This window comes from Geodermatophilus sp. URMC 65 (assembly GCF_053502545.1).
This window is the reverse complement of record NZ_CP199954.1, coordinates 1,547,214-1,566,853: the sequence shown is the minus strand read 5'-3', so window position 1 is coordinate 1,566,853 and position 19,640 is coordinate 1,547,214. Positions and strand designations below refer to the sequence as shown.

Below are 19,640 nucleotides of genomic sequence, written 5' to 3'. Positions count from 1 at the left end.
GCCGCCTTCGGGCGGCCCGCCGCCGTGCAGGGCGGCTTCGCCGGCGACCGGCCGGTCCCGCCGGCCCGCCCGCTGCCGCCCCCGCCGCCCGAGGCGGTGCTGCGCGCCTTCGCCCCGGCGCCCGGTCAGGGCGGCCTGCAGGAGCCGCCCGGCGGCCGGCCCGGACGGCGGCGCACCGCCACCGGCCCGTGGTGGAAGTCCGACGCCCGCTCCGACCCGTGGCGCGACCCGCACGCCCCGGCCGGCCTCACCGGCCCGGCCGTGTTCGAGGAGCCCGAGCAGCAGACCGGCCCCGTCGTCGTCGACGCCAAGGGGCGCCGGCGGCTGCGGCTGGCCGACGTGTCGATCCGGCTGACGGTCCTCGCCCTGCTCGCGGTGCTGCTGACCGGGCTGGTCGGCGGTGCCGCCGGCTACTGGCTGACCCGCACCGCCGACGAGTCGCCGTTGCTGGCGCCGGGCACGCAGCTCAGCGAGACCGACGAGGGGATCGCCCGCGAGCCGGGCTCGGTGTCCGACATCGCCTCGCGGGTCACCCCGGCCGTCGTCTCGGTCGAGGTCCGCATCGGCGAGGCCGGTGCCACCGGCTCCGGGGTCGTCATCGAGGGCGAGAACGGCTACATCGTCACCAACAACCACGTCATCTCCGGTGCCGACGGAGTCGAGGGCGCCGAGATCCGCGCGGTCTTCTCCGACGGCAGCGGGTCGGCGGCGCGCATCGTCGGCCGCGACCCGGCCAGCGACCTCGCCGTCCTCAAGGTGGAGAAGCCCGGCCTGCTCACCGCCGCGCTGGGCAGGTCCGACGGCGTCGTCGTCGGCGACCCGGTCGTCGCGATCGGCTCACCGCTCGGCCTGGCCAGCACGGTGACCAGCGGCATCGTCAGCGCGCTGGACCGGCCGGTCCGGCTGGCCGGCGAGGGCAGCGACACCAACGCCGTGATCAGCGCGGTGCAGACCGACGCCCCGATCAACCCGGGCAACTCCGGCGGCGCGCTGGTCAACGGCGCCGGCGAGGTCATCGGCATCAACACCGCGATCGCCTCGCTCGGCGGCGGCAGCGTCGGCCTCGGCTTCGCCATCCCGGTCGACACCGTGCGCGACATCTCCGAGCAGCTCATCTCCCAGGGCCGGGCGGTGCACGCCTCCCTCGGCGTGAACGCCCGCTCGGTCACCGACGGCACGCGGGACGGCGCGCTGGTGGTCAACGTCGAGCCGGGCAGCGCGGCGGCCGAGGCGGGCATCCGGGAGCAGGACGTCGTCATCGCCGTCGACGGCGAGCCGGTCGGCAGCTCCGAGGAGCTGGTCGTGGCCATCGACGCCCACGACCCGGGGGAGACGGTCGGCCTCGAGCTGGTGCGGGGCGGCTCCTCGACGACGGTCCAGGCGACGCTCGACGAGGCCTGAGGAGGACCCCGTCCTCCTCACCGCTCGCAAGCTCGCGGCGAGCCTCCGGACGGGGCCGGGTCGGGCGCTGCCGGCGGTTCCCCTCAGATCGGGGCACTGACCGCGGCGGGCGCGCCGCCTACGCTGGACCCGCGCGACGGCCGGACCGGGCGCACGAGGAGGGGAGCGGCGCGTGTTCGACTCGATCGGCTGGGGCGAGATCGTCGTCCTCGCCCTCGCCGCGCTGTTCATCTTCGGGCCCGACCGGCTCCCGGACCTGGCCAAGGACGCCGCCGCCGGGCTGAAGAAGGTGCGTGAGGCGGTCACCGGCGTGCGGGCCCAGGTCGACGAGTCCCTGGGCGACGACCTCGCCAAGCTGCGCGACCTCGACCTGCGCCAGTACCACCCGCGGACCTTCATCCGGAACCAGCTGTTCGCCGACGACGACGCGCCGCCGCGTGCCTCCGGGGCCACGGCCGCGACCACGGTGGCGGCCGCTGCCGCCCGCACCCGCGACCACTCCGCCCCGCCCCCGTTCGACCCCGACGCGACCTAGTCCCACAGACGCACGGAGGCCGGTGTCCCGACGGGACACCGGCCTCCGTGCAGGTCGGCTCAGTGGCGGACGGGCGTGAGCCCCAACGACATGCCCGACAGGCCGCGCTGGCGGGTGGCCAGGCCGTCGGCGATCTTCCCCAGCGCCTGGGCGGCGGGGGTGTCGGGGTCGGCGAGCACGACCGGCGCACCGGCGTCCCCGGCCTCGCGGACCCGGGTGTCCAGCGGGATCTGGCCCAGCAGCGGCACGCGCGCACCGAGCGTGCGGGTGAGCGCGTCGGAGACCGCCTCGCCGCCGCCGGAGCCGAAGACCTCCATGCGGGAGCCGTCGGGCAGCTCCAGCCACGACATGTTCTCGATGACGCCGACCACCTGCTGGTGGGTCTGGGTGGCGATCGCGCCGGCCCGCTCGGCGACCTCGGCGGCGGCCAGCTGCGGCGTGGTGACCACGAGGATCTCGGCGTTCGGCAGCAGCTGGGCGATGGAGATCGCCACGTCACCGGTGCCGGGCGGCAGGTCCAGCAGCAGGACGTCGAGGTCGCCCCACCACACGTCGGCGAGGAACTGCTGCAGCGCGCGGTGCAGCATCGGCCCGCGCCACACGACCGGGGTGTTGCCCGGGGTGAACATGCCGATCGAGATGACCTTCACGCCGTAGGCCTGCGGCGGCATGATCATGTTGTCGACCTGGGTGGGCTTGTCGTCGACCCCGAGCATCCGCGGCACCGAGTGGCCGTAGATGTCGGCGTCCACCACACCCACGGACAGGCCACGCCTGGCCAGTGCCGCCGCCAGGTTGACCGTGACCGACGACTTGCCCACGCCGCCCTTGCCCGAGGCGACGGCGTAGACGCGGGTCAGCGAACCGGGCTGGGAGAACGGGATCACCGGGTCGGCCGCGTCGGTGCCCCGCACCGTGCGGCGCAGCTCGGCGCGCTGCTCGTCGTTCATCACGTCCAGGCCCACCTGCACCGAGGTGACACCGGGGACGGCGGAGACGGCCTGGGTGACCCGGTTGGTGATCGTCTCGCGCATCGGGCAGCCGGCGACGGTCAGGTAGACCTCGACCCGGACGGTGCCGTCCTCGGCGATCCGGACGTCCTTGACCATGCCGAGCTCGGGGAGCGGCCGGTTGATCTCCGGGTCCTGGACGGTGGCCAGTGCGGCGTTGACGGCGTCGAGCGCCGGCGCGCCGGTCAGCGGGGCGGACATGGTGTGCGTCTGTCTCCTTCGACGGGGGATCCGGTCCGGTCCGCCGAGGAGCGGCGGTGACCTGCGTTCACGGGCCTGCTGCAACTGTACGGCCGTCATCCGGCCCGGCCGCCGTCCGGAGGGTGATCTGCTACGCAGCCCCGACGGGCGCCGACGTCCACAGACCTGCGCAGACGGCGTTGCGGGTGGCCCTGGCGCGGTAGAGGTGCGCGTCGGCCTCGACGGTGAGCCGCTCGGGCACCGCGTCCCGCCCCGAGGCGACGGCGACGCCCAGGGACAGGGTCAGCGAACCCGGGCCCCCGCCGGACGGGTCCAGCGCGAGGGCGGCGGTGCGCGGGAGGTGAGCGCGTCGGCGATCAGCCGCAGTGCCTCGTCCCCACCGCCGTGGCCGTGCCGGTCGTTGACCTCCTTGAAGCGGTCGACGTCGACGAGGAGGACGGCCACCGACGTCCCGGCCGCCCGGCCTGCGGCGCAGGCCGCCACCAGCTCGGCGTCCCCACCGGCGGCGGTTGGCCAGGCCGGTGAGCGGGTCCTCGTGCTGAGCCGCTCGAGCCGGGCCAGCAGCGCCCGCGTGCGTTCCCGTTCCTGCTCGAGCCGGACGCGGACGGTGGACTCCCGGGTCGTCAGCCGGTGCCGCTGGTCGTGGGCGACCACCCCGATGAGCGACGCGGTGGCGAGGTAGATGGCGGCCGCGAGCAGGTCCTCTGCCCGCATCGACGTGGGGTCGTGAGGACGGCGACACCGAGCGCCGACCAGGACACGGCGACCAGGACGCCGGTCCACAGCGGCCGAGTGACCAACAGGCAGCCGCTGGCGTAGATCGCCAGGGTGAAGCCGAGCAGGTAGAACTCCACGTGCTCGACCCGCGGGACCATCCAGGCGACCTCGATCTGCACGGTGGCCAGCGCGGAGCAGGCCAGCAGCTCGGGCCGGCGGCGACCCAGGGGGCGGCGCCACAGCACCCAGAGCGCCCCCAGCATGGGGACGACGCCGGCGAGCCGGACGACGAGGAACGCCCGCGCGCCTGCGGCTCGAGCAGCAGGTCGAAGCCGGACCAGGCGGGAGCGACGACGACCGCCAGCCCGGACACCCACAGCGCCGACTCCCGCCGCGCACGGGTCAGCCGGTCGTCGGCCAGGACGGGCCGGTGACGCCGCGGCGGGACGTCGGACGGAAGGTGAGCGGGCACGAGACCTGATCGGGACCCGTGGTCCGCGGCTGTGCTCCCGGGACGCCGTCCGTCTCCCGTCCGGGGGATGCGGGAGGGCGCGGACCGCCTGGCTAGCCTCGCTGGGGTGTCCGCCGCCCGCACCGCCACCCTCCGCGACGCCGTCGGGCTGGGCCTGGCGGTGGGCCTGTACGGGGTGGCCTTCGGCGCCGCCGCGGACGCCGCCGGCCTCGACGTCTGGCAGGCGCTCGTGCTCTCGGCGCTCATGTTCACCGGCGCCTCGCAGTTCGCGCTGGTCGGCGTCCTCGGTGCGGGGGGCAGCGGGCTCGCCGCGATCGGCAGCGCGCTGCTGCTGGGCACCCGCAACACGGTCTACGGCGTCCGGCTGGCCCCGCTGCTCGCCCCCAGGGGCGTGTTCCGCCGGGTCGGCGCGGCGCACTGGGTGATCGACGAGACCACAGCGATGGCCGTCGCCGCGCCCGACCGCGAGCTGGGCCGGCTGGCGTTCTGGGCCACCAGCGCGACGATCTACCTCGGCTGGAACCTGACGACGGTCCTCGGCGCGCTCGGTGCCTCCGGGCTCGGGGGGACGGCGCAGGCCGCGCTGGACGCCGTCGTCCCCGCCGCCTTCCTGGCGCTGCTGTGGCCGCGGCTGCGGCGCGGTTCCCCCGAGGCCCCGGTGCAGCGGCGCGTCGCCCTCGGCGGCGCGGTCGTCGCGCTGCTGCTCACGCCGGTGGTGCCGGCCGGGGTGCAGGTGGTCGCCGCCGTCGTCGCGGTGGCGCTGGCCGGGCGGCCGCGGCCGGAGGCGGGCGAGGTCCCGAGCCCGCCCGGGGACGGAGCGGCCCCGCGGACGCGGCCGGCGAGCGCCGGCGAGGAGGACTCGTGAGCAGCGGGACGCTGTGGACGGTGGTCCTCGTCGCGGCCGCGGGCTGCTACCTGCTCAAGCTGGCCGGGCTGTCGGTGCCGGCCGCCTGGGTCGAGCGGCCGTGGGTGACCCGCGTCGTGGAGTTCGTCCCCGCGGCGCTGCTGGCCGCGCTGGTCGCCGTCCAGGCGGCCACGTCCGGGCCGGCGCTGGTGGTCGACGGGCGGCTGGCCGGGCTGGCCGTCGCCGCGCTCGCACTGGCGCTGCGGGCGCCGTTCATCGTCGTCCTGGTGCTGGCCGGGGCGACCGGCGCGCTGGTGCACGTCCTCGCCGGCTGAGGGAGGACCTCCCTGACCGCCGCTCCTCGCAGGCCCGCGGCGGGATCCTGCAGGGGGCCGGCCACGATCGCCCGGTATCGCTCACCCGCTAACGCGCCGCCCCACGTCAGAACAGCCGGTCCGCGCGCTGCTCCAGGTCGAGCAGGAAGCGCTTGCGGGGGAGCCCCCCGCCGAACCCGACGAGCCTGCCGTCGGCGCCGATCACCCGGTGGCAGGGCACCACGACCGCGATCGGGTTCCGCCCGTTCGCCGCGCCGACGGCCTGGGCGCCGCCCGGCTCGCCGACCGCCTCGGCGACGTACCCGTAGGAGCGGGTCTCGCCGTACGGGATGCGGGTCAGCTGGTCCCACACGGCCAGCTCGAAGGGGCTGCCGACGGGCCGCACGGGCAGGTGGAAGGCGGTCCGCTCGCCGGCGAAGTACTCGGCGAGCTGGCGCGCGACGTCCTCGAACCCCGCGTCGGCCCGTTCGCCGATCGCTCCCGCCTCGAGCGCGCCCGGAGGCGACATCGCCAGCCGCACGAGCGCGCCGTCCTCGTCCCGGACGACGGTCAGCGGACCGATCGGCGACGGCACCACGGTGTGCGTCCTGCTCATCATCACGTCCCCATGCCCGGTGGACGACGGGTCGGCGCCGGACGTGAGGTCCTCCTCGGGGGGAGACCGTAGAGAGGAGGACCGACAACCCTAGCCGCGCGCCGTGCACGCCCTCGCCGGGCGCCCGGCGCGGCTGGCGGCCCGGCCGCCCGGCCGTGGTCTCGCCGTCCTGGCCGCGCTGCTCGGCTGACCGCTCAGCAGTCGTTCGGGAAGCGGCGGCGGGAGGCGTCCTCCTGGGCCAGCCGACGCAGCGCCAGCAGCACCGGCTCGAGCAGCACCGTGTTCACCACCACGAAGCGGACGGCCTCGGCCACGGAGCCGGTCGGCACGTCGGCGACGTCCCGCTCGCCGATCCGGCCGGCGGCCTCGGCGTAGCGGTCCAGCAGCTCGTCGGCCGCGGTGGCGCCGGCGGCGCGCAGTGCCTCGAGAGCGGCGGCCAGCGCGCCGAGGGCGGGGGAGTCCTCGGCCACCCGCCACCCCTGGCGTCGCAGGACGGCGCGGGCCTGCTCCGGGTCGGCCGGCCCTTCGGGGCCCACGCCGGGCAGTGCCCGGTGGGCGGCGCCCAGGGCCGCGTGCACCGAGGTGTCCGGGCTGTCGACGGCGGCCAGCACCGCGCGGGCCCGGGCGATCGACAGCCCACCGGGCCCGAGCAGGGCGCGGACCAGCCGCAGCCGCTCCAGGTGCTCCTCGCCGTACCGCGCCCGGGTCGCACCGGTCAGCTCGCCCGCCGGCACGAGCCCCTCACGCAGGTAGTACTTCACGGTCGCGACCGGGACGCCGGCCCGGCGGGCCAGTTCAGAGATCTGCACGCATCCCCCTCGACACTGGATAGTGACACTCCCTAGTGTTGGGTAGCGACACTATCCAACCAGGAGGACGTCATGGCACGCATCGCCCGGGGTCGCTGGACCCACACCCACGAGGGGGACCTGACCGTCTTCCTGATCGGGATGCGCATCAACGCGTTGCACCGCCCCGACGCCTGGCTGCCCACCCTGGCCGCCATGGGCCCGATGCTGGCCGAGCTCGCGCGGGACCCCGACTCGGGCTTCCTCGGCTACCGCATGACGCTGGGCTGGCGCGGGCCGGTGCTGGTCCAGTACTGGCGCAGCGTCGAGGACGTCTACCGCTACGCCATGGCCCCCGAGGCCCGGCACCGCCCCGCGTGGACCGCCTTCAACCGGCGCGCCCGCCGCGTCCCCGGTGCGGTCGGGGTCTGGCACGAGACCTACCAGGTCGCCCGCGCCGAGAGCATCTACGTCGACCTGCCGGTGCAGGGGCTGGCCGCCGCCACGGGCGCCCGCCAGGTGACCAGCCGGCTGGACCGGGCCGCCGCGCGCCTCGCCGGCTGAGGGAGGACCCTCCGCCCCCACCGCTCGCGAGCTCGCGGCGGGACCCTGCAAGGGGGCCGTGGTCCTGCTTCAGCCGGTCGCCTCGCGGGCCGCGGCCTCCCGCTTCCTCCTGGCCTTCCGCTCCCGCCGCTCGGCGTCCTCCGGGCTCTCCTCGGTCAGCCGGTTGAGCTCGCCGCGGATGAAGTCGCGGGTCGCCAGCTCGCCGATGGCGACCCGCAGCGCGGCCAGCTCGCGGGCCAGGTACTCGGTGTCGGCGCGGGTCTGCGCCGCCCGCGCGCGGTCCTCCTCTGCCTGCACCCGGTCGCGGTCGGCCTGCCGGTTCTGGGCCAGCAGGATCAGCGGCGCGGCGTAGGCGGCCTGGGTGGAGAAGGCCAGGTTGAGCAGGATGAACGGATAGGGGTCCCACTGCAGCCGGACGGCGAAGACGTTGAGGGCGATCCAGACGATGACGATGACCGTCTGGACGGCGAGGAAGCGCCCGGTGCCCAGGAACCGCGCGATCGCCTCGGCGAACCGGCCGACCGCGTCGGGGTCCAGCCGCAGGTAGCTCCCGAGGCCGCGGGCCGCGCCACGAGGGACGTCGAGCCGCCGGCTGTCAGCCACGGCGCGCCCGCTCCCGCCAGTCCTCGGGCAGCAGGTGGTCGAGGATGTCGTCCACGCTCACCGCGCCGACCAGCCGGCCCTGGGCGTCGACGACCGGCGCCGCGACCAGGTTGTAGGTGGCGAAGTAGCGGGTGACCTCGGCCAGCGGCGCCTCGGGCCGCAGCGGCTCCAGGTCGTCGAGCACCCCGCTGACCAGGGTGGACGGCGGCTCGCGCAGCAGCCGCTGGATGTGCGCCAGGCCCAGGTAGCGGCCGGTCGGGGTGGCCGACGGCGGTCGGCAGACGTACACCTGGCTGGCCAGCGCCGGGGACAGCTCGGGCTCGCGTACCCGCGCCAGCGCCTCGGCGATCGTGGCGTCCGGGGTGAGGATCACCGGCTCGCTGGTCATGATCCCGCCGGCGGTGTCCTCGGAGTACTGCAGCAGCTGGCGCACCGGCTCGGCCTCGTCGGGCTCCATGAGCTCCAGCAGCCGGTTGCGGTCCACGTTGGACAGCTCGGCCAGCAGGTCCGCGGCGTCGTCGGGGTCCATGACCTCCAGGACGTCTGCCGCCCGCTTCTCCTCCAGCGTGCCGAGGATGGTGATCTGGTCGGCCTCGGGCAGCTCGCCGAGCACGTCGGCCAGCCGCTCGTCGTCGAGGGCCTCGGCGACCTCGTGGCGTCGCTTGATCGGCAGGTCCTGCAGCGCGTGGGCGACGTCGGCGGCGTTGAGCTCGCGGTAGGTGGCGATCAGCGTCTCGGCGCCCTGCCCGGTCTGCGGCAGGGCCAGCCCGGTCACCTCGTCCCAGGCCAGCTGGTGCAGCTGCCCGCGCCGGCCCAGCCGGCCCGGCTCCTGGACGGCGAGCCGGGAGAGCACCCAGTCACCGGTGCGGGTCTGCTCGATGCCGGCGTCGACGACGGTGGCCGGCCGGCCGGACTCCGCGATCTGCACCCGGCGGTCCAGCAGCTCGCCGAGCACCAGGGTCTCCCCGCGCCGCTGCTCGAAGCGCTTGAGGTTCAGCGTGCCGGTCGAGAGCACCACCGCCCCGGGGTCCAGCGCGGTCACCCGCCCCATCGGCACGAAGATGCGGCGGCGGGCGACCACCTCCACGACCAGGCCCAGCACGCGCGGCGCCGCCGTCCCCACGCGCAGCGCCACGACCACGTCCCGGACCTTGCCGACGCGGTCGCCGTTGGGGTCGAAGACGGGCAGCCCGGCGAGCCGGGAGACGTACGCCCTGGTCGCCGTCGTCACGGGTCCTGAGGCTACCGTCGAGCCGTGGCCGCCCCCGGAGAGCTGGACTACGAGGTCGTCGACGTCTTCGCGCCGCGCGCCTTCGCCGGCAACCCGCTGGCCGTGGTGTTCGACGCCGACGGGCTCTCCACCGAGCAGTGCCAGGCCCTGGCCAACGAGTTCCACCTGTCCGAGACGTCGTTCCTGTCGGCGCCGACCGAACCGGGCGCCAGCTATCGGGTGCGCATCTTCACCCCCTACGCCGAGCTGCCCTTCGCCGGGCACCCGAGCGTGGGGGCGGCGTCCGCGCTGGTCCGCGCGGGTCGGCTGCCCGCCGGCACGCTGCGCCAGGAGTGCGGCGCCGGCGTCCTCGACGTGGTCGTCGACGACGACGGCGCGACGCTGTCCGGCGGCCGCCCCACCCTCGAGGACGGCCCCGACCCGGCCGCGCTCGCCGAGGCCCTGGGGTTGGCCGGCGCCGACGCCGTGGGTCTGCCGGCGCACCTCGCCGGCTGCGGCCTGCCCTTCGCCTTCCTCGCCGTCCGCCCCGAGGTGGTGGACGACGCCGCGCCGGACCCCGCACTGCTCGGCGAGCACGGCGTGGGGGAGGGCGTCTCGGTGCTCTCCTGGGACGGCGCGACCGCCACCGCCCGCGCCCGCGTCTTCGCCGCCGACCTGGCCTGGGGCGAGGACCCGGCCACCGGCTCGGCCGCCCTGGGTGCCGGCGTCTGGCTGGTCGCCACCGGCCTGCTCGCGCCCGAGGGGACGTCGTCCTACGTCGTGCACCAGGGTGAGGCGATGGGGCGGCCCTCGGTGCTGTCCTGCACGGTCACCGCCTCCGCCGGCCGCGCGGTCGCGGCGACCGTCCGCGGCGCGGTGGTGCCGGTCGCCCGCGGCCGCATCCGGGTCCCTTGACGGTGAAGGGCCCCGTTCCCCTCACGCCTCGCTCCGCTCGGCGCGAGCCTCTGGACGGGGCCGGGGCCGGCGCCTGGGCGCTGCACCGGCCCGGCGGGCGGGACGTCGGGATCATGGCGGTCGCGGTCATCGGCATCTCGCTCTCGGCGCCGCTGACCACGCTGCTGGCCGCGCCGATGCTGGCGCTGGCCTTCTGGCGCAACCTCGGCGGCGCGGCGGTCCTGCTGCCGGTGCTGCTGCTGCGCGAGCGGTCGGCGCTGGCCGGGTTGCGGCCGAGAGACCTGACCAGCTCGGTGGTCGCCGGGCTCTTCCTCGCCGCGCACTTCGCCGCCTGGCTGCCCAGCCTGTCGATGACGACGGTCGCCGCCTCCACCGCGCTGGTCACCACCACCCCGGTCTGGACGGCGCTGGCCGCCCGGGTCAGCGGGGTGCGGCTGCCCGCGGCGACGTGGGCGGGCCTGGTGCTCGCGGTCCTCGGCGCCGCGCTGATCGCCGGCGTGGACGTGACGGTGAGCCTGGAGGCCCTCGCCGGTGACGGGCTGGCGCTGCTCGGCGCGCTCTGCGCCGGCGGGTACGTGTTGGCCGGGGCGCGGGCGCGGCAGCGGCTGTCGACCTCGGCGTACGCGGTGGTCTGCTACTCGGTGTGCGCGGTGGCGATCGCGGTGGCCGCGGTCGCCGTCGGCAACCCGCTCGTCGGCTTCGCCGTCCGCGACTGGGTGCTCATCGCCGCCATCACCGTCTGCGCCCAGCTGCTCGGGCACACGCTGTTCAACCTGCTGCTGTCCTCGGTCGGCCCGACGATGGTCAGCCTGGTGATCCTAATCGAGGTGCCCGGTGCGCTGCTGTTCGCGCTGGTGCTGCTGCAGCAGGTGCCGCCGCTGCTCGCGCTGCCCGGGGTGGCGCTGGTCGTCGTCGGCGTCGGCCTGGTGGTGCGGGCCAGCCGTCCGGCGGGCCTGGCCGAGCCGGGCACCTGAGGCCGTCCCGAGCCCGTCGCTACTCTCCGGTAGCACACCGACCCCTCACAGCGGAGGCACCGTGGCCGAGCTCCGATCCCGTCGTTCCAACCTGGCCGTCCCCGGCAGCAACCCGCGGTTCCTGGAGAAGGCCAAGGGGCTGGGCGCCGACCAGGTGTTCCTCGACCTGGAGGACGCGTGCGCGCCGCTGGCCAAGCCCGGTGCCCGCAAGAACATCGTCGCGGCGCTCAACGAGGGCGGCTGGGGGGAGAAGATCCGCACCGTCCGGGTCAACGACTGGACCACGGAGTGGACCTTCACCGACGTCCTCGAGGTCGTCGGCGGCGCCGGCGCGAACCTCGACTGCATCATGCTGCCGAAGGTGGCCGACGCCGCCCAGGTGCAGGCGCTGGACATGCTGCTGACCCAGCTCGAGAAGGCCAACGGCCTGGAGGTCGGCCGGATCGGCATCGAGGCGCAGATCGAGACCGCGCAGGGCCTCATCAACGTCAACCAGATCGCGTTCGCCAGCCCGCGGATCGAGACGATCATCTTCGGCCCGGCCGACTTCATGGCCAGCATCAACATGAAGTCACTCGTGGTCGGCGCGCTGCACCCGGACTACGCCGGCGACCCGTTCCACTACATCTTGATGCAGATCCTCATGGCCGCCCGCGCCCGCGGCGTGCAGGCCATCGACGGCCCGTTCCTGCAGGTGCGCGACGTGGACGCGTTCCGCGAGGTCGCCAAGCGGTCGGCCGTCCTCGGGTTCGACGGCAAGTGGGTGCTGCACCCGGGCCAGGTCGACGCGGCCAACGAGATCTACTCGCCGTCCCAGGAGGACTACGACCACGCCGAGCTGATCCTCGACGCCTACGACTGGGCGACCTCGGAGGCCGGCGGCAAGAAGGGCTCGGCGATGCTCGGCGACGAGATGATCGACGAGGCCAGCCGCAAGATGGCGCTGGTCATCGCCGGCAAGGGCCGCGCCGCCGGGTTGCAGCGCACCTCGACCTTCACCCCGCCGGAGTCCTGAGGCAGGACCCCCTCGTACGCGCGGGGCCCCCTCTCAGGGCGCGAAGGCGCCGGACGAGCCGGCCGCGGCCAGTGCGAGGAAGAAGAACAGGAAGCCGAGCACGGCCAGCGCGGTGCCGATGCCGCCCACGATGATCCCGGCCAGCGCCAGGCCGTCGCCCTGCTCGCCGGTCTGGCGGATCTGCCGGCGGGCCACGATCCCGAGCACCAGCCCGACCGGGCTGAAGACGAACGCCATCACCAGCGACAGGATCGCCAGCGTGTTGGTGGGCCGCGGGTAGCCGTAGCCCGGCGGGAACCCGTAGCCGGGCACGCCGTAGCCGGGCGGGCCGCCGTACCCGGGCGGCGGCCCGTACGCGGGCTGGCCGTAGGGCGGCTGGCCACCGTACCCCGGCGGACCGCCGAACCCGGGCTGTGCGCCGTACCCGGGCTCGCCGGCAGCCCCGTGCTCAGCGGTCGCGCCGGCACCCGCGGAGCCGGGCGCACCGTAGGAGGGCAGCGGCGGGTGGCCGGGCTGCCGCGGGGCCTCACCGCCGGGGGACGGCGTGGGGTCGGGGCCGGCGCGGTGGGCGTCGTCCTGCGTCATCGTCGTCCTCCGGCGGTCGGGACTGGTCGTGCGAACGCTAGACGCGTGGGGCGCCGGAGGGTGAGCAGGCACACACGGATGCCGTCGGGCGCCTGTCCCATACTCACCGGTAACCCGGACACCGGAGTCCCCGGAGGAGCGACGCGATGACCCGCCTGGCGCAGACCGCCGACCTGACCGACATCCAGCAGGAGATCCTGTCGACGGTCAGGGCCTTCGTCGACAAGGAGATCATCCCGCACGCTCAGGAGCTCGAGCACGCCGACGCCTACCCGACCGAGATCGTCGAGGGCTTGAAGGAGCTGGGCATCTTCGGGCTGATGATCCCCGAGGAGCACGGCGGTCTGGGGGAGTCGCTGCTGACCTACGCGCTGGTGGTCGAGGAGATCGCCCGCGGGTGGATGAGCGTCTCCGGCGTCATCAACACGCACTTCATCGTCGCGTACATGCTCCTCCAGCACGGCACGCAGGAGCAGAAGGAACGCCTGCTGCCGCGCATGGCCACCGGGGAGGTCCGCGGCGCGTTCTCGATGTCCGAGCCGGGGCTGGGCTCCGACGTCGCGGGCATCCGCACCCGGGCCCGGCGGGACGGCGACGGCTACGTCATCGACGGCCAGAAGATGTGGCTGACCAACGGCGGGTCTTCGACCCTGGTCGCCGCGCTGGTGCGCACCGACGAGGGCGCGGAGAAGGCGCACCAGAACCTGACGACCTTCCTGGTCGAGAAGCCGGCCGGCTTCGGCGAGGTCGTCCCCGGGCTCACCATCCCCGGCAAGATCGACAAGATGGGCTACAAGGGCGTCGACACCACCGAGCTGGTGTTCGACGGCTTCCGGATCGGCGCCGACGCCGTCCTCGGCGGGGTGCCCGGGCGGGGCTTCGCCCAGATGATGGACGGCGTCGAGGTCGGCCGGGTCAACGTCGCCGCGCGCGCGTGCGGCATCTCGATCCGCGCCTTCGAGCTGGCCATCGCCTACGCCCAGCAGCGGGAGACCTTCGGCAAGCCGATCGCCCAGCACCAGGCGATCGCGTTCCAGCTCGCGGAGATGGCGACCAAGGTCGAGGCCGCGCACGCGCTGATGGTCAAGGCCGCCCGGCTCAAGGACGCAGGCTCGCGCAACGACGTCGAGGCCGGCATGGCCAAGCTGCTGGCCAGCGAGTACTGCGCCGAGGTGACCACCGCGTCCTTCCGGATCCACGGCGGCTACGGCTACTCCAAGGAGTACGAGATCGAGCGGCTCATGCGCGAGGCGCCGTTCCTGCTCATCGGCGAGGGCACCAGCGAGATCCAGAAGACGATCATCAGCCGGGGCCTGCTCAAGGAGTACGCGCTCAAGCGCTGAGGACGGCCCCCTGCACGACCGCGGCCCCGTTCCGGGCACCGCCCTGAGCCTGCGAAGGGTGGGGAGGACGGGGCCTTCCACGGTGAGGGGGACGAGGTCCTCTCTCAGCCCTCCTCGTCGGCCGGCTCGTCGAAGGTGACCTCGACCTGCTGGACGCCCAGCGAGCGGGCCAGGCCGGTCAGCATGTCGCGGGTGTTGGCCTCGGCGCGCTCGCGCAGGTCGCTCTGCGCGGCCGCGGTGGCCAGCCGGTCCTCGGCCAGCGCGTACAGCTCGCTGTCGTCGACCGGGTTGTCGCCGAGGGCGTCCCCGACCCGCTCGACCAGCCCGCGGTCGCGGTCGAGCACGCGGCTCGCACCCGGGTCGATGCGCACCTCGCCCAGCCGCGGGGCGGGCAGGGCGATGGTCGCCGACGTGCCGTCGGGGGAGAGGGTGACCCGGCCGGCGTCCAGGCCCGCGAAGTCGACGTAGGCGTCGGCGGTGCCGGTCGCCAGGAAGCTCACCGCCTCGCCGCTGATCACCGAGGGGACGTAGCGGGTGTCCACCTCGCGCTCGACGACGACCTGGAAGGTGCCGGTCGCGGCGTGGTACTCGGAGAGGTCGTCGAGGGCCAGCAGCAGCGGAGGGGTGCTGGTGTCGACGACGTCCTGGCCGAACGGCTGGTCGGGCAGCCAGTCGGCCACCTGGAAGCCGGCGGGCACGAGCAGCGCCAGGCCGATCCCCGCCGCCACCAGCTTCGGGCGGAGGCGACGCCGCCGGCGCGGGGCCGGGTCGAGCGAGACGGGGTGGGACGGCAGCAGCGTGGGCATGCTCGGCCTCTCGGGTCGGGGGCGGGCGTGCGGTGCTCTGGGTGTTCAGCGATGTGCCCGCGGCCACCATTCCCGACACGCCGGTGGCCCCCGCGCGAACAGGGCCGGCCGGCGTCGGCTTGGCTCTCCGGCATGAGAGCTGTCGGGGTGACCGAGTTCGGTGGGCCGGAGGCCCTGCACGTCGTCGACGTCCCGCCGGAACCGCTGGGGCCGGGGCAGGTGCGGCTGCGGGTGACCGCGGCGGCGGTCAGCCCGACCGACACGCACCTGCGCGAGGGCGCCTACGCCGGGCGCGACCCGGTGCAGCAGTTCCCCTACGTGCCGGGGATGGACGCCGCCGGGGTGCTCGCCGAGATCGGCCCGGACACCGACACCGACCTGCAGGTGGGCGACCGGGTGATGGCGGTCGTCGTCCCCTCGGGCGCGCACGGCGCCTACCGCGAGGACCTGGTGCTGCCGGCCGGCTCGGTGGTCCGCATGCCGGCCGGCAGCTCCGACGCCGAGGCCTCGACCCTCCCGATGAACGGGCTCACGGCGCGGCTGGCGCTGGACCTCATGGGGCTGCAGCCGGGCCAGGTGCTGGCGGTGACCGGCGCGGCCGGTGCGTTCGGCGGTTACGTCGTCCAGCTGGGCACGGCGGACGGGCTGACCGTGGTAGCCGACGCGTCCGAGGCCGACGAGCAGCTGGTGCGCGACCTGGGTGCCGACGTGGTCGTCCGCCGGGGGGACGACGTCGCCGCGCGGATCCGCGAGCACTTCCCCGAGGGCGTCGACGGGCTGGCCGACGGCGCGGTGCAGGACGCGCTGGTGCTGCCCGCGGTGCGCGACGGCGGCGCGGTGGCGACCGTGCGCGGCTACCGGGGCACCGGCGAGCGCGGCCTGCGGGTGCACCCCACGCTGGTGCGGCGGGTGGCGGAGGACCGGGCGGCGCTGGACCGGTTGCGCCAGCAGGCCGAGGACGGCGTGCTGACCCTGCGCGTGGCCGACGTGCTGCCCGCCGAGCAGGCCGCCGAGGCGCACCGGCGGCTGGCGCGCGGCGGCGTCCGCGGACGGCTGGTGCTCACCTTCTGAGGTCGGGGCCCCGCGGTGGCGGGAGGTCGTCCTGTCCTGACAGGGTGGAGGCGGTCCCGGGCAGCGGAGCCCGGCGTGTGCGGAGGTCGGTAGATGGTGCACAGACTCGTCGTCAGCTACGGGCAGCCCGACGACCCGGCGGCGTTCGACGCGTACTACCGCGACACGCACATCCCGCTGGCCACGAAGATGCCCGGCCTGGTCCGGTACACCATCGGCTCGCCGCAGCCGCTGGACCCGTCGCAGCCCGCGCCGTACCTGGTGGCCGAGCTGGACTTCGAGTCGGAGCAGGAGATGGGTGCCGCGTTCAACTCCTCGGAGGGCAAGGCGGCCGCCGACGACGTCGCCAACTTCGCCACCGGCGGCGCGACCATGACGCACTACGAGGTGGACGAGGTGCACGCCACCCGGTGAACGGCGCACACGCACTCATCCGGACCCTCGTCGGCGCCGGCGTCGACGTCTGCTTCGCCAACCCCGGCACGTCGGAGATGCACTTCGTCGCGGCGCTCGACGACGTCCCCGAGATGCGCGGCGTGCTCACGCTGTTCGAGGGCGTCGCGACCGGCGCCGCCGACGGCTACGCGCGCATGGCCGGGAAGCCGGCGGCCACGCTGCTGCACCTGGGCCCCGGGCTGGGCAACGGCCTGGCCAACCTGCACAACGCCCGCCGCGGCCGCGCGCCGGTGGTCAACGTGGTCGGCGACCACGCCCGCTCGCACAAGCGGCTGGACGCGCCGCTGGAGTCCGACCTCGACGCCCTGGCCGGCGCGGTGTCGGGCTGGCTGCGCCGCTCGCTGTCCCCGGCCGACGTCGCCGCCGACGCCGCCGAGGCGGTCGCCGAGTCGGCCCGGCGCGGGATCGCCACGCTGGTGCTGCCCGCCGACGTCTCGTGGGAGGACGGCGCCGAGCCGGCCGCGCCGCAGCCGGTGCGCCCGGCTCCGCAGGTTCCGCCGTCGGTGGTGGACGACGTGGCCGCGGTGCTGCACTCCGGCGAGCCCACCGTGCTGTTCCTCGGCGGGGACGTCGTCGCCAGCGAGGAGGCGCTGCTGGCCGCCGGGCAGGTCGCCGCGGGCACCGGCGCGCGGCTGATGGCCGAGACGTTCTCGGCGCGGGCGGTGCGCGGTGCCGGTCTGCCCGACCTCCCCAAGCTGCCCTACCCGCCGGAGATGGCGATCGCCGCGCTGGCCGGCACCCGCCACCTGGTGCTGGCCGGGGCTGCGTCGCCGGTGCACTTCTTCGGCTACCCGGGCGTGCCCGGGACGCCGGTGCCCGAGGACTGCACGGTGCACGTGCTGTCCGCGCCGGGGGAGGACGGCGTCGCGGCGGTGCGGGTGCTGGCCGAGGTCGCGGCACCGGACGCGCGAGCCGAGGTGCTGGAGGCCTCGCGGCCCGAGCTGCCGACCGGCCAGCTGACCCCGCGGGCGATGTCGGCCGTCGTCGGGGCGCTGCTGCCGGAGCGGGCGGTCGTGGTCGACGAGGTGCTGACCTCCGGCGTCGGGCTGGCGGAGCTGACCGCCGGGGCGCCGCGGCACGACTGGCTGGCGCTGACCGGCGGCGCGATCGGCGACGGGCTGCCCATGGCCGTGGGCGCCGCGGTGGCCTGCCCGGACCGGCCGGTGCTCGCGCTGCAGGCCGACGGCAGCGCGATGTACACGATCCAGGCGCTGTGGACGATGGCCCGCGAGCAGCTCGACGTCACCGTCGTCGTCTGCGACAACGGCTCCTACGCGATCCTGGAGCACGAGCTGTCGCGGGTGGGGGCGGCCGAGGACGGCAAGCGCGCCGGCGAGCTGCTGCACCTGGGCGGGCCGTCGCTGGACTTCGTCGCGCTGGCCACCGGCATGGGCGTGCCCGCGACCCGGGCCACGACCGCCGAGGAGCTAGCCCAGCAGCTGCGCGCCGCGCTGGCCGCCCCGGGTCCGCACCTGGTCGACGCGGTGCTGCCCGGCCGCAGGTGAGGTGGCCGCGCGGGGCCCGGTGCGGCGCCTGGTCCGCGCGGGGCTCGTCGTCGCCGTCGTCCTGGCCGTGCTGACCGGTCTGCTGTGGGGGCTGCAGCGGCGGCTCGTCTACTTCCCCGACGACGGCCCGGTCCCCGCGGCGGCCGCGGTGCTGCCCGGTGGGAGGGACGTCGTCCTGCAGACCTCCGACGGGCTGCGGCTCGGGGCCTGGTTCCTGCCCGGCCGCGACGCGGAGGCGGCCGCCGTGCTGGTGGCCAACGGCAACGGCGGGCACCGCGGGCTGCGGGCGCCGCTGGCCGCGGCGCTGGCCGGGCGCGGGCTGGCGGTGCTGCTGTTCGACTACCGCGGCTACGGCGGCAACCCCGGCAGTCCGAGCGAGGAGGGGCTGGCGCGGGACGTGCGCGCCGCCCGCGCCCACCTGCTGGAGGAGGCCGGGGTGCCGCCGGACCGGTTGCTCTACTTCGGCGAGAGCCTGGGCGCCGCCGTCGTCACCGAGCTGGCGACCCAGCACCCACCGGCCGCGCTGGTGCTGCGCTCGCCGTTCGTCGACCTCGCCGCCGTGGGCGCCGAGCACTACCCGTTCCTGCCGGTCCGCGCGCTGCTGCGCGACCGGTACCCGGTGGCGGAGCGGGTCGCGGCGATCCGGGTGCCGACCACGGTGGTGCTGGGGGGAGCCGACTCGATCGTCCCGCCGGCGCAGAGCCGCGCCGTCGCCACGGCGGCGGCCGGCCTGCACCGGCTGGTGGAGGTCCCCGGCGCCGACCACAACGACCGCGTGCTGCTGGACGGCGACGCCCTCGTCGACGCGGTCGTGGAGCTGGCCGGCCGCTGACCGGGGGGTCGCCGGTCCCGCGCCGGCGGGCTCAGGCGGTCGCGCGGTAGGAGGTGTACCGGCCGATCCAGCGGTGGACGTCGGAGCGGGTCTCCTCGACCTCGGCGAAGCCGGCCCGGCGGAGCAGGCCCGGGACGTCGTCGACGGCGTGCTCCCCGGTCAGCCGGTGGCGGTGCCCCCGGCCGTGGGCCGCGCCGTCCTCCCCGCCGACGTCCACCAGGTGCAGCGCACCCCCGGGCCGCAGCACCCGGAGCACCTCGCGCATCGCCGGTTCCCGCTGGTCGGCCGGCACGTGGTGGAGCATGAACGACGAGAGGACGACGTCCACGCTGTCGTCGGCGTAGGGCAGCTCGTCGGCGTAGCCACGGTCGAGCTGGACGGCCAGTCCGCGGCGGCGGGCCTTGCGGTGGGCGCGGGCCAGTGCGGCGAGGTCGGGGTCGAGTCCGACGACGGCCGCCGCGGGTTGGGCCCGCTTCGCCGCGAGCAGCAGGTCGCCGGTGCCGCAGCCGATCTCCAGGACGCGCTGGCCGGGCCGGAGGCCGGCCTGGTCGAGCAGCCGCCGGCGGATCTGCCGGACGCCGAGCAGCCGGTTCAGCGGGTCGTAGAGCGGCAGCAGCCACTCGTGCCTCGTCCCGGGGAGGAAACTGCGCTCGCCGCCGGTCACCGCCGTCCGCGCGCCCGTGCTGCCGGTCGTGCCACCCATGCCGATCCCTTCGTCCTGGACGATCTTCTGGCCGTCATCGCTACTCTCGACGGCTGGCACCTGGACGACAAGGGCGGTACATCGGTCGGGATGGGACCATCTTCGGGAACTCGGCGACCCGTCGGCCGGCCGCTGTCCGGGCGCCGGGTCGACGGTGCGC

23 protein-coding genes are annotated in these 19,640 nt (G+C 75.6%); 13 read left to right on the top strand and 10 right to left on the bottom strand.

What is annotated here, in order from left to right; all coding sequences use genetic code 11:
- Positions 1-24: 24 nt before the first annotated feature.
- Both ACWIX7_RS07565 and ACWIX7_RS07560 read left to right on the top strand, forming a co-directional pair.
- Positions 25-1,401 carry a S1C family serine protease gene (locus ACWIX7_RS07565; protein ID WP_448620936.1) on the top strand — a complete coding sequence of 459 codons (1,377 nt, stop codon included), beginning with the start codon at positions 25-27 and terminating at the stop codon, positions 1,399-1,401.
- A gap of 172 nt (positions 1,402-1,573) precedes the next feature.
- A complete protein-coding gene (locus tag ACWIX7_RS07560) occupies positions 1,574-1,936 on the top strand; it encodes a twin-arginine translocase TatA/TatE family subunit (RefSeq protein ID WP_448620935.1) in 363 nt (120 codons plus the stop codon).
- A 59-nt stretch (positions 1,937-1,995) separates the two neighbouring features.
- Here ACWIX7_RS07560 and ACWIX7_RS07555 read toward each other — a convergent pair whose 3' ends face one another.
- From ACWIX7_RS07555 to ACWIX7_RS07545, 3 genes are all read right to left on the bottom strand, one after another.
- Positions 1,996-3,147: an Mrp/NBP35 family ATP-binding protein gene (locus ACWIX7_RS07555; protein WP_448620934.1), complete on the bottom strand. Its 1,152-nt coding sequence runs from the start codon at positions 3,145-3,147 to the stop codon at positions 1,996-1,998.
- Between the two features lie 282 nt (positions 3,148-3,429).
- Entirely contained in the window at positions 3,430-3,861 is a 432-nt protein-coding gene (locus ACWIX7_RS07550; protein WP_448620933.1) for a diguanylate cyclase domain-containing protein, read from the bottom strand.
- Positions 3,771-4,127, bottom strand: a complete 357-nt coding sequence (locus tag ACWIX7_RS07545; protein WP_448620932.1) for a hypothetical protein — start codon at positions 4,125-4,127, stop codon at positions 3,771-3,773. Before ACWIX7_RS07545 ends, ACWIX7_RS07550 begins: the two co-directional genes overlap by 91 nt.
- A gap of 315 nt (positions 4,128-4,442) precedes the next feature.
- Between ACWIX7_RS07545 and ACWIX7_RS07540 the strand changes: the two genes are divergently transcribed.
- Together ACWIX7_RS07540 and ACWIX7_RS07535 are read left to right on the top strand one after the other, a co-directional pair.
- On the top strand, positions 4,443-5,201 hold the full coding sequence (locus tag ACWIX7_RS07540) for an AzlC family ABC transporter permease (RefSeq protein ID WP_448620931.1): 759 nt from the start codon (positions 4,443-4,445) through the stop codon (positions 5,199-5,201).
- Entirely contained in the window at positions 5,198-5,515 is a 318-nt protein-coding gene (locus ACWIX7_RS07535) for an AzlD domain-containing protein (protein WP_448620930.1), read from the top strand. The genes ACWIX7_RS07540 and ACWIX7_RS07535 overlap by 4 nt, the downstream gene beginning before the upstream one ends.
- A gap of 106 nt (positions 5,516-5,621) precedes the next feature.
- Here the strand turns inward: ACWIX7_RS07535 and ACWIX7_RS07530 are convergent, their stop codons facing one another.
- Both ACWIX7_RS07530 and ACWIX7_RS07525 read right to left on the bottom strand, forming a co-directional pair.
- Positions 5,622-6,110, bottom strand: coding sequence for a methylated-DNA--[protein]-cysteine S-methyltransferase (locus tag ACWIX7_RS07530; protein WP_448620929.1), 489 nt, complete (start codon positions 6,108-6,110; stop codon positions 5,622-5,624).
- A gap of 194 nt (positions 6,111-6,304) precedes the next feature.
- On the bottom strand, positions 6,305-6,919 hold the full coding sequence (locus ACWIX7_RS07525) for a MerR family transcriptional regulator (RefSeq protein WP_448620928.1): 615 nt from the start codon (positions 6,917-6,919) through the stop codon (positions 6,305-6,307).
- Between the two features lie 72 nt (positions 6,920-6,991).
- On the opposite strand from ACWIX7_RS07525, the gene ACWIX7_RS07520 reads away from it, so the two are divergent.
- On the top strand, positions 6,992-7,462 hold the full coding sequence (locus ACWIX7_RS07520; RefSeq protein ID WP_448620927.1) for a DUF4188 domain-containing protein: 471 nt from the start codon (positions 6,992-6,994) through the stop codon (positions 7,460-7,462).
- A 69-nt stretch (positions 7,463-7,531) separates the two neighbouring features.
- Here ACWIX7_RS07520 and ACWIX7_RS07515 read toward each other — a convergent pair whose 3' ends face one another.
- Positions 7,532-8,065, bottom strand: a complete 534-nt coding sequence (locus ACWIX7_RS07515) for a DUF1003 domain-containing protein (RefSeq protein WP_448620926.1) — start codon at positions 8,063-8,065, stop codon at positions 7,532-7,534.
- A complete protein-coding gene (locus tag ACWIX7_RS07510) occupies positions 8,058-9,296 on the bottom strand; it encodes a magnesium transporter MgtE N-terminal domain-containing protein (protein WP_448620925.1) in 1,239 nt (412 codons plus the stop codon). Before ACWIX7_RS07510 ends, ACWIX7_RS07515 begins: the two co-directional genes overlap by 8 nt.
- A gap of 24 nt (positions 9,297-9,320) precedes the next feature.
- Here ACWIX7_RS07510 and ACWIX7_RS07505 point away from each other — a divergent pair, with 24 nt between their 5' ends.
- The 3 genes from ACWIX7_RS07505 to ACWIX7_RS07495 all read left to right on the top strand — a co-directional run bounded on the left by ACWIX7_RS07505 (position 9,321) and on the right by ACWIX7_RS07495 (position 12,179).
- Entirely contained in the window at positions 9,321-10,190 is an 870-nt protein-coding gene (locus tag ACWIX7_RS07505; protein WP_448620924.1) for a PhzF family phenazine biosynthesis protein, read from the top strand.
- 113 nt (positions 10,191-10,303) lie between these two features.
- Positions 10,304-11,164, top strand: coding sequence for a DMT family transporter (locus ACWIX7_RS07500; RefSeq protein WP_448620923.1), 861 nt, complete (start codon positions 10,304-10,306; stop codon positions 11,162-11,164).
- A 61-nt stretch (positions 11,165-11,225) separates the two neighbouring features.
- A complete protein-coding gene (locus tag ACWIX7_RS07495) occupies positions 11,226-12,179 on the top strand; it encodes an HpcH/HpaI aldolase/citrate lyase family protein (RefSeq protein WP_448620922.1) in 954 nt (317 codons plus the stop codon).
- A 33-nt stretch (positions 12,180-12,212) separates the two neighbouring features.
- On the opposite strand, the gene ACWIX7_RS07490 is transcribed toward ACWIX7_RS07495, so the two are convergent.
- On the bottom strand, positions 12,213-12,764 hold the full coding sequence (locus tag ACWIX7_RS07490; RefSeq protein WP_448620921.1) for a DUF4190 domain-containing protein: 552 nt from the start codon (positions 12,762-12,764) through the stop codon (positions 12,213-12,215).
- Positions 12,765-12,910: 146 nt separating this feature from the next.
- On the opposite strand from ACWIX7_RS07490, the gene ACWIX7_RS07485 reads away from it, so the two are divergent.
- The gene (locus ACWIX7_RS07485; protein ID WP_448620920.1) at positions 12,911-14,107 is read left to right on the top strand and encodes an acyl-CoA dehydrogenase family protein; all 1,197 of its coding nucleotides are present in this window, start codon (positions 12,911-12,913) and stop codon (positions 14,105-14,107) included.
- A gap of 104 nt (positions 14,108-14,211) precedes the next feature.
- Here ACWIX7_RS07485 and ACWIX7_RS07480 read toward each other — a convergent pair whose 3' ends face one another.
- Complete coding sequence (locus tag ACWIX7_RS07480; protein ID WP_448620919.1) at positions 14,212-14,913, bottom strand: DUF4230 domain-containing protein; 702 nt, start codon at positions 14,911-14,913, stop codon at positions 14,212-14,214.
- Positions 14,914-15,045: 132 nt separating this feature from the next.
- On the opposite strand from ACWIX7_RS07480, the gene ACWIX7_RS07475 reads away from it, so the two are divergent.
- The 4 genes from ACWIX7_RS07475 (at position 15,046) to ACWIX7_RS07460 (ending at position 18,777) form a co-directional block, all read left to right on the top strand.
- Positions 15,046-15,984, top strand: a complete 939-nt coding sequence (locus tag ACWIX7_RS07475; protein ID WP_448620918.1) for an NADP-dependent oxidoreductase — start codon at positions 15,046-15,048, stop codon at positions 15,982-15,984.
- A 93-nt stretch (positions 15,985-16,077) separates the two neighbouring features.
- A complete protein-coding gene (locus tag ACWIX7_RS07470; protein ID WP_448620917.1) occupies positions 16,078-16,398 on the top strand; it encodes an EthD family reductase in 321 nt (106 codons plus the stop codon).
- The gene (locus ACWIX7_RS07465) at positions 16,395-17,945 is read left to right on the top strand and encodes an acetolactate synthase large subunit (RefSeq protein ID WP_448620916.1); all 1,551 of its coding nucleotides are present in this window, start codon (positions 16,395-16,397) and stop codon (positions 17,943-17,945) included. Before ACWIX7_RS07470 ends, ACWIX7_RS07465 begins: the two co-directional genes overlap by 4 nt.
- Before the next feature lies 1 nt (position 17,946).
- Positions 17,947-18,777, top strand: a complete 831-nt coding sequence (locus ACWIX7_RS07460; RefSeq protein WP_448620915.1) for an alpha/beta hydrolase — start codon at positions 17,947-17,949, stop codon at positions 18,775-18,777.
- Positions 18,778-18,808: 31 nt separating this feature from the next.
- Here the strand turns inward: ACWIX7_RS07460 and ACWIX7_RS07455 are convergent, their stop codons facing one another.
- Complete coding sequence (locus ACWIX7_RS07455; RefSeq protein ID WP_448620914.1) at positions 18,809-19,480, bottom strand: class I SAM-dependent methyltransferase; 672 nt, start codon at positions 19,478-19,480, stop codon at positions 18,809-18,811.
- Positions 19,481-19,640 lie beyond the last annotated feature (160 nt).